The following is a 17,097-nucleotide window of genomic DNA, read 5'->3' on the forward strand; positions in this document are numbered from 1 at the left end:
AGGTTTGCCAGATGCTGATTATCCCCGCTATCGATCTCAAGGACGGCGCCTGCGTCCGTCTGCGCCAAGGCCGCATGGAAGACTCCACCGTATTCTCCGATGACCCGGTGAGCATGGCTGCCAAATGGGTGGAAGGGGGCTGCCGTCGTCTGCATCTGGTGGACCTGAACGGCGCCTTCGAAGGCCAACCGGTCAACGGCGAGGTGGTCACTGCGATCGCCAAACGCTACCCGAACCTGCCGATTCAGATCGGCGGCGGTATCCGCTCCCTGGAAACCATCGAGCACTACGTCAAGGCTGGCGTGAGCTACGTGATCATTGGCACCAAGGCCGTGAAAGACCCAGCCTTCGTCGCCGAAGCCTGCCGCGCATTCCCAGGCAAAGTCATCGTGGGCCTGGACGCCAAGGATGGTTTCGTCGCCACCGACGGCTGGGCTGAAATCAGCACCATCCAAGTGATTGACCTGGCCAAGCAGTTCGAAGCCGACGGCGTGTCCGCCATCGTTTATACCGACATCGCCAAAGACGGCATGATGCAGGGCTGCAACGTGCCGTTCACCGCTGCGCTGGCCGCTGCGACAAAGATTCCGGTGATCGCCTCCGGCGGCATTCACAACCTGGGCGACATCAAGTCGCTGCTGGACGCCAAGGCCCCCGGCATCATCGGCGCCATCACCGGCCGCGCGATCTACGAAGGTACCCTGGACGTCGCCGAAGCCCAGGCTTACTGCGACGCCTACAACGGCTGAGGACTGACCATGGCGCTGGCCAAACGCATCATCCCTTGCCTGGACGTCGACAACGGTCGCGTGGTCAAGGGCGTCAAGTTCGAGAACATCCGTGATGCCGGCGACCCGGTGGAAATCGCGCGTCGCTATGATGAGCAAGGTGCCGACGAGATTACCTTTCTCGACATCACTGCCAGCGTCGACGGCCGCGACACCACATTGCATACCGTCGAACGCATGGCCAGCCAGGTATTCATCCCGCTGACCGTGGGCGGTGGTGTGCGCACCGTGCAGGACATCCGCAACTTGCTCAATGCCGGCGCGGACAAGGTGTCGATCAACACGGCAGCGGTGTTCAACCCGGAGTTCGTCGGCGAAGCAGCGCAGCACTTCGGCTCGCAATGCATCGTCGTTGCCATCGACGCCAAAAAAGTCTCCGGCCCGGGCGAAACCCCGCGCTGGGAGATCTTCACCCACGGCGGTCGCAAGCCGACCGGCCTGGACGCGGTGGAGTGGGCAATGAAGATGGAAGCCCTCGGCGCCGGTGAAATCCTGCTGACCAGCATGGACCAGGACGGCATGAAAAACGGCTTCGACCTGGGCGTGACCCGCGCCATCAGCGATGCGCTGGGCATTCCAGTGATCGCTTCCGGCGGCGTCGGCAACCTGCAGCATTTAGCCGATGGTGTGATCGAAGGCCACGCCAGCGCGGTGCTGGCGGCGAGTATTTTCCACTTTGGCGAGTACACCGTTCCCGAGGCCAAGGCCTACATGGCGGCGCGCGGTATCGTCGTTCGCTAAACGCTGCTGGACACCATGGCAAGTGCGCGGCACTCTCTGCGCTTGCCATGGATTCCGGTAGCCTTCATGTTCAAGACCCTGCTGCTCGCCCTCGCCAGTACTTCCCTCCTGCTGGCAGGTTCGGCCAACGCCGAAGAACCGTCTGACGCCTCCCTGGTGTTGCTGACGGAAAACTTCCCGCCCTACAACATGGCGAAAAACGGCAAGAACTTCGCCAAGGACGAGAACATCGAAGGCATCGCCGTGGACATCGTGCGCGAGACCTTCAAGCGTGCCGGCATTTCCTACAACCTCACCCTGCGTTTTCCTTGGGAGCGCATCTACAAGCTCGCCCTGGAAAAACCTGGCTATGGCGTATTCGTGATGGCCCGTTTGCCGGATCGCGAGGCGTTATTCAAATGGGTCGGCCCTATCGGTCCGGACGATTGGGTGCTACTGGCCAAGGCCGACAGCAAGATCCAACTGACCGACCTTGAGCACGCGCGCCGCTACAAGATCGGCGCCTACAAGGGCGACGCCATTGCTGAAACGCTGGAAAAGCAGGGCCTTAACCCGGTCGTTGCACTGCGTGACCAAGACAATGCGCAAAAGCTGGTGGAAGGCCAGATTGATCTGTGGGCGACCGGTGACCCGGCGGGTCGTTACCTAGCCCGCCAGGTCGGGGTGACCCAGCTTAAAACCGTCTTGCGCTTCAACAGTGCCCAGCTTTACCTGGCGTTGAATAAAGACGTGCCGGATGAAGTGGTGAGCAAGCTGCAGGCGGCGCTTGATCAGTTAAGGGATGAGGGCGTTATCGATCAAATCATGGCCCGTTACCTCTAGGTTCGGCTCTGCTTGAGGGGCTTCTGATGCTGGAGGCGCTTCATCCGGCAATGGCGCGGCCTCGGAAGACTCGCTCATATAAATGTGATCACCATTGGTGTAGCTGACGGTACCTGAAACCTGGCTGCCGTCCTGACGCAGCAGGCAATACTCACTGCGCACAAGGTAAGCCGCGACGGCTTTGTTTGGCGGGACGTAAGTGATGATTTCCAGCGGCGAGGCGTGGCTCCAGCCTTTCGCCGAGCGTTGGGTGTGCGTGAAGTCTCGGTCCAGATGCGCCGAAAAATTCAACTCAAAGGCATGTGGGTACACGGGCCACTCGTTGCTCAGGTCGATGCTGGTGTTGGCTGCCAGGGCCTTGGCATTTCCTCCCAGTTCGCCCTTGGTGGCCGTCCACATGAACGGCTGACTGGTCGCCTCAGTGTTGTGCCCGAAGCCGGCGATAAGGTGGCGGTCCGTGCGCTCCAGGCGATAGGTGGGCGACGACTGAGACTGTTCGACTGCAGTCAGCTCCGGGTCTTTTACACAGAACCACGGCAGCTCGCACACCTGAAGCGTTGAGGTGGTGTCATCCGCAGCAGGGCTTTCATGCCCGATGAGGGCGGGAGGTGCCGGCAGGTCGCTGAGTTGCGCGGTCAGCGCCAGCCGCAGCGCGTAGGTCTCTACGCTTGGCCTGGCATAACTGTCACTGCCAAGGAAGGTGCCAGGTGCCAGGTAGGCTTCGCCGGGAGATGCACCGGGAGGGATGACCGACCAGGCGCTGAAATCGTTGGCGGAGCCGCTGCCTTTATCATTCCAGATCAGTTCGCCCACTTGAGCCGTGACGACCAGGTCTGCTCGTACACAGCGTACGGCATGGCGCGAAGGCTTGTCGTAGCCGACACCGCACACCAGTCCCATCGTGACGTAACCCTCCGGGGGCAGCGGGCGCCAGATTGAAAAATTGGCGTGAGCGCCAGTCCCTTCATCGTGCCACACCAATTGATAGTCAACGGGCGCACGCAGGGCCGTGCCGTCGACCTTATTCGCGTCGCTCACGACGGCGACGATCTTGCTGTGGTTGATATTGCGATAGTGACCCACCGCAATATCACCCAGGGCGTAAAACGGGTTCAGCGCATCGGATGTCATGCTGGGCCGCCAGAGGCCGACGGCTTCGTGCGCGCTGGACCCCTTGTCGTTCCACAGGGGCAGGAATTCGCTGGTAAAGCTGATGAGCAGGTCGTTGAATTGCAGAGGCTTCATGATGGGCTCTCCAGTTGATGGGAGCATCAACTATCGAGCAGTCAGCGCATTGCCGGGCTGTATCTATCTACGCGCAGGAAGGTAGGTGCCGTTTTTGCCGTGACCCGCCATCGCTTGGTTACTGCGCACGCTGATCATCAACTTGATATCGATCCAATCGACGCCCTGAGCCTTAAGTTTGGGCAGCTCGCGCTCCAGCACCGCCAGGGTTTGCGGGTAAGGGTGACCGATCATCACGACCGAACCCTGCTTGTGGGCCAGCTTGATTGCGGTCTGCAATTGCGTGGTGATCGCTGCTTCAGTGCGCTCGTCATCGAGGAATACATCCCGCGAGACATGGGCCAATCCAATCTTCTGCGCCTCGGCTGCCGCGACGGTCTGCGCGCTGGTGCGGCTGTCGACGAAGAACTTGTTGCGCCGTTGCAGCTCGGCCATCAACCAGGCCATGGCGACCGGTTGCGCGGTCATGCGGCTGCCCATGTGGTTGTTGATGCCTGCGGTGTAGGGCACCGCCTTGAACGCAGCGTCCAGGCGCTTGGCGAGTTCTTCGATGGGCAGCTCAGGGTGCCAGGCGAAGGGGCCGGTCGCCGGGTCCATGGGCATATGCAGGATCACGATCTTGCCGGCTTTGTGTGCCTCGCGGGCAAATTCGGCGGCGTGGGGTGTGTCGGGCATGACCGCCGTGGTGACCGGCCCAGGCAGGGCCAGCACGCGACGATCCCGGGGCAGGTTCTGCCCGAGGTCGTCGATGATGAGGGTCAGGTAGGCTTTGTGCGGCTCGCCGGCAGGCGTCGCATGGGCGACGCCTGCCAGGCTGCACAGCACCGCGATGATCAGGGCAAAACGCATATCAACGGCTGCGCGTGATGCTCAGGCCTTTGAGCAGGCTGAGTGCCTGAGCCAGCTGGTAGTCGTCGTCCTGCGGCATCGGCTTGGCTTTCTTGCCGCTGCCGGTCGGTTGGTCGGCGCCGCCGTTGCCATTGCCCAAATGACCTTGCAGGTCCGCTTCTTTGTAGTACTCGCTGTCGATCTCGTTGGTGATCTTGGCCTTGCGCACCTCAATGTCCGGCACGATGCCCTGGGCCTGGATCGAGCGGCCGTTCGGCGTGTAGTACAAAGCAGTGGTGATCTTCAGCGCACGCTCGTTGTTCAGCGGCAACACGGTTTGTACCGAGCCTTTGCCGAAGCTGGTGGTGCCCATCAGCACGCCGCGTTTCTGGTCTTGCAGGGCGCCGGCGACGATTTCCGACGCCGAGGCGCTGCCTCCGTTGATCAGCACGGCCAGCGGCACGTTTTCGCTGAGGTCGTTGCCGGTGGCCGAGAAGCGCAGTTCGGAGTTGGCAATACGGCCCTTGGTGTAGACGATCAGGCCCTTGGTGATGAAGTGATCAACCACTTCCACCGCCGATTGCAGCACGCCGCCTGGGTTGTTGCGCAGGTCGAGCACGATGCCGCTGAGTTTCTTGCCGTTGTCCTTGCGCAGCTTGGCCAGGGCCTTGGCCACTTCGTCACCGGTCTTGACCTGGAACTGGGTGATACGGATGTAACCGTAGCCCGACTCCAGCAGCTGGCTCTTCACGCTCTTGACCACAATGGTCGCGCGGGTCAGCGTTACATCGAACGGGTTGCCGCCGTCGCGTACCAGGGTCAGGGTGATTTTCTGGCCGATCTTGCCGCGCATCTTGTCGACGGCTTCGGTCATGGTCTGGCCACGGGTCGGCTGGCCGTTGATCTTGACGATGAAGTCGCCGGCCTGGATGCCGGCCTTCGACGCGGGGGTGTCATCGATCGGCGAGACCACCTTGATGTTGCCGTCTTCGGCGCCAACTTCAATGCCCAGGCCGCCGAACTCACCGCTGGTGCTTTCCTGCAGCTCGGCAAAATCTTCCGGGCCCAGGTAGGCGGAGTGCGGGTCGAGGTTGCTGAGCATGCCCTTGATGGCATTCTCCAGCAGGGTCTTGTCATCTACGGGTTCGACATAGGCTGCCTTGATCCGGTCCATGACCTCGGCAAAGGTGCGCAGCTCGTCCAGCGGCAACGGCGCCTTGGTGGTCGCGGCGGTGGCAGCAGGTGCAGCCGGGGCGGCCTGGTCGGCGAAAGCCAGGGGCGCGCCGATCACCAGGGCGATCGTCAGGGCCAGCGAAGTGAGGCGGGACAAATGCAGCATGTCGAACGAACTCCTAATGTAGATGCGACCCTTATCCTTGGGTTCTGCACCATTGTGCAGGATCGCTCGGGCGACCCTGCTGACGAATAGCGAAGTACAGCGCCGGAGTGTCCTGGCCACCACTGTTACCCACAGTGGAGATGGATTCACCGGCTTTTACAACATCACCTGCCGACTTGAGTAAAGTCTGATTGTGGCCGTAAAGGCTCAAATAGCCATTACCGTGGTCGAGAATCACCAACAAACCGGCGCCGCGCAGCCAATCGGCAAATACCACGCGCCCACCGTGAACAGCGTGGACCTGGCTGCCGGCAGAGGCGCTGATCATCACCCCGTCCCACTTGGCGCGGGTGTCATCGCCACGGGTTTCACCGAAGCGTGCCAGTAATCGACCATCAACCGGCCATGGAAGTTTGCCGCGAGCTGAAGCAAAAGGGCCGCCGAACGACTCGCCGGCGCTGGAAACCAGCGGGCCAGGGGCTGCATGCGCCGGTTTGCGCGGTGCCGGGGCGTCCGAGGTGGCAGCCAGTTCGGCCTCACGCTGGCGCTTTTTTTCGGCTTCCTGCTGGGCGATCAGCGCTTTCTGCCGCGCTTCTTCGGCCTCACGTGCCTGGCGAGCCAGGGTTTCTTCGATGGTCTTGAGCACTTTGGCCAAGTCGGCCTGGTCCTGCTCGCGGGCTTGCAGCTTGGCGTCGCGCGCCTTTACGTCGTCATTGAGCTTGGCCAGGGCCAGCTGGCGCTCCTTGCGGACCTTGTCCAGCTCGTTGCGCTGGGTGTCGAGGGCGCTTTTCTGGTCCTGCAATTGCGATTGCTGGTTGGCGATTTCCTGTTCCACATTGACCAACTGGCGCAGAGTCTCGTTGAAGCTTTTCAATTGCTCCATGCGGGCTTTGCTCAGGTAGTCGTAGTAGGTGAGGGTGCGCGCAAATTTCTCAGGGTTCTGCTGGTTGAGCAGCAGCTTGAGGTACTCCTGGCGGCCGTTCTGGTAGGCGGCGCGGGCCTGGATTGCGATCAGGCGTTGCTGTTCAACGCGTGCGCTCTGGAGTTTTTTTTCTCAGCGTCGAGTCGCTCCAGTTCCGACTCGCTCTTCTTTAATTCTTTTTGTAGCTCCTGGACCTGCTTCTCCAGCTTGCCCATCTCGGTTTCCGTGCCGCGTAGGTCTTTCTGCACCCCGGACTTTTCTTCCTGGAGCTTGCCGAGCAGCTTTTTCAGCTCGGTAATGTCCTGACGCGTAGCGTCCAACTGTTGTTGGGTTTGTGCGCGCTCATCGGCAAACGCCGGTTGGAGCAGGCAGACAAGAGCAAGGGTAATCAAGGCGCGAAGCATAGAGGCGGGCGACACCAGGGAAATGGACGGCCTAGTATGCCCGCCAAGCGCGGCAAAAAAAACGCCCAATTGGGGCTGGAAGGCAAGATAGGTGCCGAGTGGCACAGGTATGGCGAAAAGATATCTTCCAAACAGCGCAAAACCAATGTGGGAGCGGGCTTGCTCGCGAATGCGGTGCGTCAGTCGTTGAAAATGTCGACTGAACGGCCGCATTCGCGAGCAAGCCCGCTCCCACACGGGTTTTTGGGTGAGGCTGAGAATCAGACCAGGATCGAGGTCCCGGTCATTTCTTGCGGCTTCTCCAGCCCCATCAACATCAACATAGTCGGCGCCACATCCGCCAGCACGCCGCCTTCACGCACTTTGAAGTCGCGCTTGCCGACGTAGATGAACGGTACCGGCTCGGTAGTGTGGGCGGTGTGGGCCTGGCCGGTGGATTCGTCGGACATTTGCTCGCAGTTGCCGTGGTCGGCAGTGATCAGCGCTTCGCCGCCGACTTTTTCCAGGGCATCGACGATGCGGCCGACGCACAGGTCCAGGCATTCCACGGCTTTGGTGGCGGCTTCCAGGTTGCCGCTGTGGCCGACCATGTCGCCGTTGGCGTAGTTGACCACGATCACGTCGTAACGCTGGTGTTCGATGGCGTCGACGATCTTGTCGGTGACTTCCGGCGCGCTCATTTCCGGCTGCAGGTCGTAAGTGGCGACTTTTGGCGACGGGATCAGGATGCGCTCTTCGCCCGGGAACGGCTCTTCACGGCCACCGGAGAAGAAAAACGTCACGTGGGCGTATTTTTCGGTTTCGGCGATGCGCAGCTGGGTCTTGCCGTTTTTTGCCAGGTAGTCGCCCAGCACGTTATCCAAGGTGCCTGCTGCAAAAGCGGCGGGAGCCGGGATGCTCGCGGCGTATTGGGTCAGGCCCACGTACTGCACCTTCGGCTGGCGCGCGCGCTCGAACTCTTTGAAGCCGTCTTCGACAAACACGCGGCTCAGCTCGCGGGCGCGGTCGGCGCGGAAGTTCATGAACACCACGGCGTCGCCGTCTTCGACTTTCACCGGCTCACCGATGGTGGTGGCTTTGACAAATTCATCGCTCTCGCCACGGGCGTAGGCGGCTTCGAGGCCTTCCTGGGCGGTGGCGGCGTGGAATTCGGCCTGGCCGTCGACGATCAGGTTGTAGGCCTGGGCTACGCGGTCCCAGCGGTTGTCGCGGTCCATGGCGAAGTAACGGCCGACCAGGCTGGCGATACGGCCTTTGCCCAAGGCGGCGAAGGTGGTGTCGAGCAGTTCGATCGACGATTGCGCGCTTTTCGGCGGGGTGTCACGGCCGTCGAGGAAGGCGTGCAGGTAGATCTTGTCAGCGCCGCGCTTGAACGCCAGTTCGGCCATGGCGACCAAGTGGTCCTGGTGGCTGTGGACGCCACCATCCGACAACAAGCCCATGAAATGCACAGCTTTACCGGCAGCCACTGCTTTATCGACCGCCGCGCAGATGGTCGGGTTCTCGAAGAACTCGCCATCGCGGATCGCTTTGGTCACACGTGTGAAGTCTTGATAGACCACTCGTCCGGCGCCGAGATTCATATGGCCGACTTCCGAGTTGCCCATCTGGCCGTCCGGCAGGCCCACGTCCATGCCCGAGCCGGAGATCAGGCCGTTCGGCACGGTGGCGGTCAAACGATCGAGTACCGGCTTCTTGGCCGCGTACACCGCGTTGTCGTGGTGGCTTTCACTGTGTCCGAAGCCATCGAGAATTATCAGGACCAAAGGTTTAGGCGTGGTAGTCATAGATCCTCTCGCGGCGGTAATAAAGGAAGACAATTGAAAAGGGAGTGGCAGTTTAAAGCGAAGTTCCGACCACGTCACCGCTTTACGGGGGTTGGCCCCCCCTGACGGCTGTGTATACTTACCGCCATTTTAACGCCCTGGAACCTCCTTGATGGTTGATCACCTGATTGCATTTGCCACTGCCCACTACCTGCTTGTGGGTGCCTTCGTCATCCTGCTGGCGCTGCTGATCGCTCACGAATTGAGCCGCGGTGGCCGCAGCCTGAGCACGGCGGAGCTGACCGCGCTGGTCAACAAGGATGAGGCCGTTGTCGTGGATATCCGCCCGGCCAAGGATTTCGCCGCTGGCCATATCGTCGGCGCCCTGAACATTCCTCAGGACAAGCTGATCGCGCGCCTGGCCGAGCTGGAAAAGCACAAGGCCAAGACCATCATCCTGGTCGACGCCCAAGGCCAGCACTCCGGCACCCACGCCCGTGAGATGCTCAAGTCCGGTTTCACCGCCGCCAAACTGTCCGGCGGTATTGGCAGCTGGAAGGCCGATAACCTGCCACTGGTGAAGTGATATGAGCCAGGTTGTCGTGTATTCCAGCGATTGGTGCCCTTACTGCATGCGGGCCAAGGCCTTGCTGGAGAAAAAGGGCGTTGCCTTCGAAGAGATCAAGGTCGACGGCAAACCCCAGGTGCGTGCCGAAATGGCCCAGAAGGCGGGGCGCACGTCCGTGCCGCAAATCTGGATCGGCGCCAGGCACATCGGTGGCTGCGATGACCTGTTCGCCCTGGAGCGCGCCGGTAAACTCGATGCGCTGCTGCTCGTCTGACTTCTAAACCCTAAAAGACCCCAAGATAGAGAAGGATCTGCGATGACTGATCAACAGAACACCGAAGCAGCAGAAGCCCAAGGCCCACAGTTCTCGCTGCAGCGGATCTACGTGCGTGACCTGTCGTTCGAAGCGCCGAAAAGCCCGGCGATCTTCCGCCAGGAATGGACCCCAAGCGTTGCGCTGGACCTGAATACCCGTCAAAAAGCACTGGAAGGCGATTTCCATGAAGTCGTGCTGACCCTGTCGGTCACCGTCAAGAACGGCGAAGAAGTGGCCTTCATCGCTGAAGTGCAACAGGCCGGTATCTTCCTGATCCAAGGCCTGGACGAAGCGTCCATGAGCCACACCCTGGGTGCGTTCTGCCCGAACATCCTGTTCCCGTATGCCCGCGAGACCCTGGACAGCCTGGTCACCCGTGGCTCGTTCCCGGCGCTGATGCTGGCACCGGTGAACTTCGATGCCCTGTATGCGCAAGAGCTGCAGCGCATGCAAAGTGAAGGTTCGTCGACCGTTCAATAAGCTGCGGATGTAAAAAATGTGGGAGCGGGCTTGCTCGCGAAGGCGGTACTTCAGTCGATACCTTCATTGACTGGCACACTGCTTTCGCGAGCAAGCCCGCTCCCACATTCGTTAGGGGTGTTATTTAAAGCCGAGTTGGCGCCAGCCTTCGTAGACAGCGACGGCCACGGTGTTGGACAGGTTCAAGCTGCGGCACCCCTCGCGCATCGGCAAACGCAGACGATGACCGTCTGGCAGTGCGTCCAGCACCTCCGGCGGCAGGCCCCGGCTCTCCGGGCCGAACAGGAACGCGTCGCCCTCGGCAAAGCTGGCATCGTGGAACGGTCGCGAACCCTTGGTGGTGAACGCGAACAGTCGCGGGTGCCCCAGGCTTTCCAGGCAACTCGCCAGGTCGGCATGGCGCTTGAGGGTGGCGTACTCGTGGTAGTCCAGCCCGGCGCGGCGCAGGCGCTTGTCGTCCATGTCAAAGCCCAGGGGCTCGATCAAATGCAGGTGGCAGCCACTGTTGGCGCACAGCCTGATAACGTTGCCGGTATTCGGCGGAATTTCTGGTTGAAAAAGGATGACGTGAAACATGCACGGCTCCGAAGGCAAAGATGCGCTGCATTCTACCCCCGAAGAGGACCCAAGGCCGAAGCTATTGCCCAGGGTCATGGGCTCGTTGGCGATTGTCGGCTTGATGATCGGCTTGATGATTGGCCGCCTGACCACCCCGGACCCGGTCGAACTGCAGCAGGTTGAGACCGCGGCGGATGGCGTGGTGGTGTGGTTCAACAGCGAACCCAAGCTGCACGGCGAGCATATCGACGGCACCGTGGCGCTGTTGTTTGACGCCCAAGGCAAGGGCACCAGTGGGCAACTCAAGATCAATGAAAAGGACGTGAACTGGCGCGTGCGCAAGACCGACGGCGGCTTGCTGCTGAACCTGGTGGCGGCTCGGCCGTTGCGCGGGGATTGGAGGGGGAAGAAGTTGATGGCCGCTGGCGGCTGGAGATCCATCTCCAAGAGCAATAAAAGAGGGAGTTCCCGGCCTGCCTGTACCAGGGCTCCCAAAACGGGGTGAAGCCAGAGGCTTCGGTGTTAAAGAGGGAATCCCCGGCCTGCCTGTACCAAGGTTCCCCAAAGCGGTGTGGAGCGCGATGCGGTTCGCATCAAGCACCCCGGGTGTAAAGAGGGGAGTCTCGGCCTGCCTGTACCAAGGTCCCCGAAACTGGGTAGTACAGGGGTTATTGCAGGGCGCGTGCCAGAGTGGCCAAGGTGTGCCAAAAAAAACTTCTAGAAAGCGCAAAGCCCCGGAATACGGGGCTTCGTTGTTTTCGGGATTCTCTATGTTCTTACTACGATGCTTGCTTGAGGCTTGGAAGGCGTGCGCGATGCTGGTACAGGGTGCATTGAAGCGGTGCACGCGCCTGGACCCTTATGGAGATCCAAATGTGGGAGCGGGCTTGCTCGCGAAGGCGGTGTTTCAGTCACTGATGTGCTGAATGACACCGCCTTCGCGAGCAAGCCCGCTCCCACATTAGATCTTCAGTGAGCCTGTAAGTCAGGCGTCGTCGCCCTCATCGTCGTCACCACCATCGACCTTCATCCCCAGCTCCTTGATCTTGCGCGTCAGGGTGTTGCGGCCCCAGCCCAGCAGCACGGCGGCATCGCGACGGCGACCTGCGGTGTGCTTCAGGGCGGTTTCGATCATGATCCGCTCAAACGCTGGTACGGCGCTGTCCAGCAGGCTCGACTGGCCGCGAGCCAGGGCCTGATCCGCCCATTGGCGCAGCGCCTGCTCCCAGTTGGTCACCGGCGCAGAGTCCTGCGGCAGGCTGAGCAGTTCCGGTGGCAGGTCGCTGATATGCACTTCGCGCCCGGACGCCATCACCGTGATCCAGCGGCAAGTGTTCTCCAGCTGGCGCACGTTGCCTGGCCACGGCAGGTTCTTCAGGTATTCCTCGGTCTCGCTTTTGAGCAGCTTCGGCTCAACCGCCAGCTCTTGCGCGGCGCGGGCAAGGAAGTGGCGGGCGAGCGTCGGGATGTCTTCGCGACGGTCCGACATCCGCGGAATGTGGATACGGATCACATTGAGGCGGTGGAACAAGTCCTCACGGAATTTGCCCGCATGCACCAGGGTTTCCAGGTTCTGGTGGGTCGCGGCGATGATACGCACGTCGACCTTGACCGGCGTGTGCCCGCCAACCCGGTAGAACTCGCCGTCCGCCAGCACGCGCAGCAGGCGGGTCTGGGTATCGGCCGGCATATCACCGATTTCATCGAGGAACAGCGTGCCGCCGTCCGCCTGTTCAAAACGCCCGCGACGCAGGTTGGCGGCGCCGGTAAACGCGCCTTTTTCATGGCCGAACAACTCGGACTCCATCAAGTCCTTCGGGATAGCCGCCATGTTCAACGCAATAAATGGCGAAGCCGCTCGTGGGCTGTGACGGTGCAGGGCGTGGGCCACCAGTTCTTTACCGGTCCCCGATTCGCCATTGATCAGTACGGTGATGTTGGAGTGGCTCAAACGCCCGATGGCGCGAAACACTTCCTGCATCGCCGGCGCTTCGCCGATGATTTCCGGGGTGCGGGTCAGGGCGGGTGGGGCTTCTTGGTTCTGCTGTTCCTGGGCGTGCTGGTTGGCGCGTTTGACCAGCGCCACCGCCTCGTCCACGTCGAATGGCTTGGGCAGGTATTCAAAGGCGCCGCCCTGGTAGGACGCGACAGCGCTGTCCAGGTCCGAGTGCGCGGTCATGATGATCACCGGCAAACGCGGATGCTGCTCGCGAATCCGTGCCAACAGGTCCAGGCCACTGGCGCCGGGCATGCGGATGTCGGAAATGATCACGTCGGGCTGCTGGCGAGCCAGGCGGCTCATCACCCCGTCGGCGCTGTCGAAGCTCTGGGTGGTCATGCCTTCCTGTTGCAAGGCTTTCTCGAGGACCCAGCGGATAGAACGGTCGTCATCGACGATCCAGACAGTTTCACTACGGCTCATGTCGATGGGGCTCCTTGTTCCAGTGGCAGAAAGATCGAGAACGTGGTGTGGCCAGGATGGCTCTCACATTCGATCAGACCCTGGTGCTGGCTGATGATGTTCTGGGTAATGGCCAGGCCCAGCCCGGTACCGTCCGGGCGGCCGCTGACCATGGGAAAGAAAATGGTTTCCTGCAGTTCCGCAGGAATGCCCGGGCCGTTGTCGATGATCTCGACCTTGGTCACCAGGCGATGGCGCACATGGCCGATGGTGAACTGGCGCAGGGCACGGGTGCGCAGGCTGATGCGGCCCAGGCGCAGTTCGTTCTGGCTGCTGATGGCTTGCATGGCGTTGCGCACGATATTGAGCACTGCCTGGATCATCTGTTCGCGGTCGATCAATACGTCCGGAATGCTCGGATCATAGTCGCGCACCAAGGTAATGCAGCCCTGGCTTTCGGCCTCGACCAGGTGGCAGACGCGCTCCAGCACTTCGTGCACGTTGGTCATCGCCAGCGACGGCAGTTTGTTGGAGCCGAGCATGCGGTCCACCAGGTTACGCAGGCGGTCGGCTTCTTCGATGATGACGTTGGTGTAGTCCTTGAGGTGTTCCTCCGGCAGCTCGCGGGCCAGCAGTTGCGCCGCGCCGCGAATCCCGCCGAGGGGGTTCTTGATCTCATGGGCCAGGCCGCGCACCAGCATCTTGCTGGTTTCCTGCTTGGACAGCTGCGCTTCTTCCTTGGTAATGCGCAGCAGGCGGTCGCGAGGGTGCACTTCGAGCAGCAGCAGGGTCGCGCCATTGCTCAGGATCGGGGTGACGGCGTAGTCGACCGTCAGCGTCTGGCCGGTGAGGGCGGTGAGCATCGCTTCGCGTTTGGTAAACGGGTGTGCCTGCTCCACCGCCTGGCGCAATGAGCTCAAGGCTTCGGCCGACTCGGTGAACAGCTCGCTGATGAACTGCCCATGGCTGCGCTGGCCGCTGATGGCCAGGAGCATCTCTGCTGCCGGGTTCATGTACTCAAGACGCAGATCGGCGTTGAGCAGGATGGTCGCGGTGGTCAGGTTGTCGAGTAACAAACGGTGCAGTGCATCACTGATGGTCATCGGGACCTCTTTTGGAGCAAGGCGCGTGCTTGAGGCACACGCTGATACAAGGAAAATGCAAAAACCAAACCAAGGCTCCGAAAAGAAGCGTTAATCGCCTGAAATAGGCGTTTAAGGCTCGAATCTGTGGCGTTCTGCCAGCTTCATCGGGAAGATTCGAACCAAAATGGGTTGGCCAGGTGGGAAGGGTGCAGTGGGTCGCACCAATATAGTGCGATTTTGTGAAGGTTGTTCAGGAACTAGGAAATTACGGTGAATCGCCTGGAAGGTTGCGGTGGGTGTGGGAGCTGGCTTGCCTGCGATAGCGGTTTTGGATGTACCGCGCTTATCGCAGGCAAGCCAGCTCCCACATTGTGATCGGGGTTACAGCCTCAGTTCTTCTGGATGCACAGCTCGGCCGTGGCGCGAATCATTGCCAGTTGCCGCAAAGGATCGTTCAGCGGCTCATGCACGGCCGTGGCGAGCCATTGCGGGCACTGCGGGTCGGTGCGCTGCGGGCTGAAGTCGGCCAGTTGCTGCAGCAGGCGCTTTTGCAGTTCATCCAGCTGCGGGCGAATCTGCTTGACCAGGTCCGGGCGCGGATCATCGGGCGCCTTTCCCTGGAACTGCCAGTCGGACAGGTGCGTGTACTGCACCAGTTTGTTCGCTTCGATCTGCGCCGAGAAAAACTGCTCGGCGGCGGCAGGGTCCAGCTTGTAGCTTGGCGCCTGGGCGACAACGCTGGCGATCACCTCTTGTTCGCGTTTCTTATCTTCTACGGGTTTTTTGCTGTCCCATTTGCTCAGGGCTACCTGGTCGGCAATTTCCAGGCGCTCGGCGATGCTGTTGAGCAGCGGCTCAAGGGTAGGTGGCGCGGCGCTCGCACCGGTACTGACAAATAACAGAGCGAACACAAATCGGTATTTCAAAGGTGATCTCCTGTGGGAGCGGGCTTGCCCGCGATGGCGGTGGGTCAGTCATACATCAGGTGGCGGGCAGTACGCTATCGCGGGCCAGCCTGCTCCCGCATTCTTCACAAATCGCGGGCAAAAAAAGACCTCCTGAAGGAGGTCTTTTTTCAGCACGCCACGTTAAGCGGCGCTACCGGATCAGCAGCTGTAGTACAGCTCGTATTCCAGCGGGTGTACGAAGGTGCGAACCTTGATTTCTTCCGCGCTTTTCAGCTCGATGTAAGCGTCGATGAAGTCGTCGCTGAACACGCCGCCTTTGGTCAGGAACGCACGGCCCTTGTCCAGCTCTTCCAGGGCTTCTTTCAGGCTGCCACACACTTGTGGGATCTCTTTGGCCTCTTCAGGCGGCAGGTCGTACAAGTTTTTGTCGGCGGCGTCGCCAGGGTGGATCTTGTTCTGGATACCGTCCAGGCCGGCCATGACCAGGGCAGCGAAGGCCAGGTATGGGTTGGCTGCTGGATCCGGGAAGCGCGCTTCGATACGGCGAGCACGAGGGCTGGACACGTAAGGAATACGGATCGACGCGGAACGGTTACGTGCCGAGTAAGCCAGCATTACCGGTGCTTCGAAACCTGGGACCAGACGCTTGTAGGAGTTGGTCGACGGGTTGGTGAAGCCGTTCAGGGCCTTACCGTGCTTGATGATACCGCCGATGAAGTACAGGGCGGTGTCGGACAGGCCGGCATAACCTTCGCCAGCGAAGGTGTTCTTGCCATCTTTGGCGATGGACAAGTGAACGTGCATACCCGAGCCGTTATCGCCGTACAGCGGCTTAGGCATGAAGGTAGCGGTACGGCCGTAGGCAACGGCAGTGTTGTGTACGCAATACTTCAGGGTTTGAACTTCGTCAGCCTTGGCCACCAGGGTGTTGAACTTCACACCGATTTCGTTCTGGCCGGCAGTCGCCACTTCGTGGTGGTGCACTTCGATGACCAGGCCCATGTCTTCCATGGCGTTGCACATGGAGGTACGGATTTCGTGGTCATGGTCGAACGGCGGAACCGGGAAGTAGCCACCTTTGATACCTGGACGGTGGCCATGGTTGCCGCCTTCCACGTCCTGGTCGGACATCCAGGAGCCTTGTTCGGAGTAGATCTTGAACATCGAACCGGAGATGTCGGACTTGAACTTGACCTGGTCGAAGATGAAGAATTCTGGCTCCGGGCCTACGAATACAGTGTCGCCGATGCCGGTCGACTTCAGGTATTCCTCGGCACGCTTGGCGATCGCACGTGGGTCGCGGTCGTAGCCTTGCATGGTCGAAGGCTCGATCACGTCGCAAACCAGGATCAGGGTTGGCTCTTCGGTGAACGGGTCCAGCACGGCAGTGCTGTCGTCCGGCATCAGGATCATGTCGGAGGCTTCGATGCCTTTCCAGCCAGCGATGGAGGAACCGTCGAACATTTTGCCTTCTTCAAAGAAAGCATCATCCAGCGCATCGCGAGCCGGCATGGTCACGTGGTGCTGAGTGCCTTTGGTGTCCGTGAAGCGCAGATCAATCCATTTAACGTCATGATCTTTGATGAGTTGAACCGACTTCGACATAGTGTCCTCCGGGTGGCTTCGGGCTGGGTAGTGGAGTAGCCCTTAGAATTTGGGTGATGCCGGCGCGGATACTCCGCCATGGCAACCTGCCTCACAAGAGAGCAAATTGCATGCCAGTGCGCCAACATGGGTTTTTTGATCCAAAAACGCCCCTATAAAGGTGCATTGCGACAAAAGCGTAAAATCTTCGCACCGCAATGTGGCGCAATGGAACGAAAGCGCACCCATTTAGTGCGTTGCGTGTGCTATGCATATTAACTGGTTAAACCGTGAGCGATTTCCGCTATAATCCGCGCCCCCCTTTTTCAGCAGGCCCGGCGC

At 60.6% G+C, this 17,097-nt stretch carries 15 protein-coding genes and 2 pseudogenes; 7 read left to right on the top strand and 10 right to left on the bottom strand.

Going from position 1 to position 17,097, the window contains the following annotated elements:
- The first annotated feature begins 11 nt into the window (after positions 1-11).
- From hisA to AB4O35_RS07625, 3 genes are all read left to right on the top strand, one after another.
- Positions 12-749 (top strand): 1-(5-phosphoribosyl)-5-[(5-phosphoribosylamino)methylideneamino]imidazole-4-carboxamide isomerase, encoded by a 738-nt coding sequence (gene hisA / locus AB4O35_RS07615; protein ID WP_029295899.1) that lies wholly within the window; start codon positions 12-14, stop codon positions 747-749.
- Positions 750-758: 9 nt separating this feature from the next.
- Positions 759-1,529 carry an imidazole glycerol phosphate synthase subunit HisF gene (hisF, locus tag AB4O35_RS07620; protein WP_017138643.1) on the top strand — a complete coding sequence of 257 codons (771 nt, stop codon included), beginning with the start codon at positions 759-761 and terminating at the stop codon, positions 1,527-1,529.
- A 66-nt stretch (positions 1,530-1,595) separates the two neighbouring features.
- On the top strand, positions 1,596-2,351 hold the full coding sequence (locus AB4O35_RS07625; RefSeq protein ID WP_065875779.1) for a substrate-binding periplasmic protein: 756 nt from the start codon (positions 1,596-1,598) through the stop codon (positions 2,349-2,351).
- On the opposite strand, the gene AB4O35_RS07630 is transcribed toward AB4O35_RS07625, so the two are convergent.
- The 5 genes and pseudogenes from AB4O35_RS07630 to gpmI all read right to left on the bottom strand — a co-directional run bounded on the left by AB4O35_RS07630 (position 2,304) and on the right by gpmI (position 8,876).
- Entirely contained in the window at positions 2,304-3,596 is a 1,293-nt protein-coding gene (locus AB4O35_RS07630) for a Vps62-related protein (protein ID WP_065945586.1), read from the bottom strand. The two genes, AB4O35_RS07625 and AB4O35_RS07630, sit on opposite strands and share 48 nt — an antisense overlap.
- Before the next feature lie 63 nt (positions 3,597-3,659).
- Positions 3,660-4,445: a divergent polysaccharide deacetylase family protein gene (locus tag AB4O35_RS07635; RefSeq protein ID WP_065875777.1), complete on the bottom strand. Its 786-nt coding sequence runs from the start codon at positions 4,443-4,445 to the stop codon at positions 3,660-3,662.
- A 1-nt stretch (position 4,446) separates the two neighbouring features.
- Positions 4,447-5,763, bottom strand: coding sequence for a S41 family peptidase (locus AB4O35_RS07640; RefSeq protein ID WP_012721751.1), 1,317 nt, complete (start codon positions 5,761-5,763; stop codon positions 4,447-4,449).
- 31 nt (positions 5,764-5,794) lie between these two features.
- Positions 5,795-7,089 (bottom strand): annotated as a pseudogene (locus tag AB4O35_RS07645) (murein hydrolase activator EnvC family protein).
- A 260-nt stretch (positions 7,090-7,349) separates the two neighbouring features.
- Entirely contained in the window at positions 7,350-8,876 is a 1,527-nt protein-coding gene (gene gpmI / locus AB4O35_RS07650; protein WP_065875775.1) for a 2,3-bisphosphoglycerate-independent phosphoglycerate mutase, read from the bottom strand.
- A gap of 151 nt (positions 8,877-9,027) precedes the next feature.
- On the opposite strand from gpmI, the gene AB4O35_RS07655 reads away from it, so the two are divergent.
- The 3 genes from AB4O35_RS07655 to secB are packed head-to-tail and all read left to right on the top strand — an operon-like array spanning position 9,028 to position 10,219.
- Positions 9,028-9,441: a rhodanese-like domain-containing protein gene (locus AB4O35_RS07655; protein WP_049710466.1), complete on the top strand. Its 414-nt coding sequence runs from the start codon at positions 9,028-9,030 to the stop codon at positions 9,439-9,441.
- 1 nt (position 9,442) lies between these two features.
- Positions 9,443-9,697: a glutaredoxin 3 gene (gene grxC, locus AB4O35_RS07660; protein ID WP_033896917.1), complete on the top strand. Its 255-nt coding sequence runs from the start codon at positions 9,443-9,445 to the stop codon at positions 9,695-9,697.
- A gap of 42 nt (positions 9,698-9,739) precedes the next feature.
- Complete coding sequence (gene secB, locus AB4O35_RS07665; protein WP_003237490.1) at positions 9,740-10,219, top strand: protein-export chaperone SecB; 480 nt, start codon at positions 9,740-9,742, stop codon at positions 10,217-10,219.
- A gap of 120 nt (positions 10,220-10,339) precedes the next feature.
- On the opposite strand, the gene AB4O35_RS07670 is transcribed toward secB, so the two are convergent.
- Positions 10,340-10,795 carry a tRNA (cytidine(34)-2'-O)-methyltransferase gene (locus AB4O35_RS07670; protein WP_065875774.1) on the bottom strand — a complete coding sequence of 152 codons (456 nt, stop codon included), beginning with the start codon at positions 10,793-10,795 and terminating at the stop codon, positions 10,340-10,342.
- On the opposite strand from AB4O35_RS07670, the pseudogene AB4O35_RS07675 reads away from it, so the two are divergent.
- Positions 10,794-11,233 (top strand): annotated as a pseudogene (locus AB4O35_RS07675) (hypothetical protein). The gene AB4O35_RS07670 and the pseudogene AB4O35_RS07675 overlap by 2 nt on opposite strands.
- A 529-nt stretch (positions 11,234-11,762) precedes the next feature.
- Here AB4O35_RS07675 and ntrC read toward each other — a convergent pair.
- The 4 genes from ntrC to glnA form a co-directional block, all read right to left on the bottom strand.
- On the bottom strand, positions 11,763-13,199 hold the full coding sequence (gene ntrC / locus AB4O35_RS07680) for a nitrogen regulation protein NR(I) (RefSeq protein ID WP_065875772.1): 1,437 nt from the start codon (positions 13,197-13,199) through the stop codon (positions 11,763-11,765).
- Entirely contained in the window at positions 13,196-14,281 is a 1,086-nt protein-coding gene (glnL, locus tag AB4O35_RS07685) for a nitrogen regulation protein NR(II) (protein ID WP_065875771.1), read from the bottom strand. The genes ntrC and glnL overlap by 4 nt, the downstream gene beginning before the upstream one ends.
- Before the next feature lie 371 nt (positions 14,282-14,652).
- Complete coding sequence (locus AB4O35_RS07690) at positions 14,653-15,189, bottom strand: chorismate mutase (protein ID WP_065889163.1); 537 nt, start codon at positions 15,187-15,189, stop codon at positions 14,653-14,655.
- Between the two features lie 180 nt (positions 15,190-15,369).
- Complete coding sequence (gene glnA, locus AB4O35_RS07695) at positions 15,370-16,776, bottom strand: type I glutamate--ammonia ligase (protein ID WP_012721762.1); 1,407 nt, start codon at positions 16,774-16,776, stop codon at positions 15,370-15,372.
- Positions 16,777-17,097 lie beyond the last annotated feature (321 nt).

The organism is Pseudomonas sp. H1_A03, assembly GCF_054685145.1.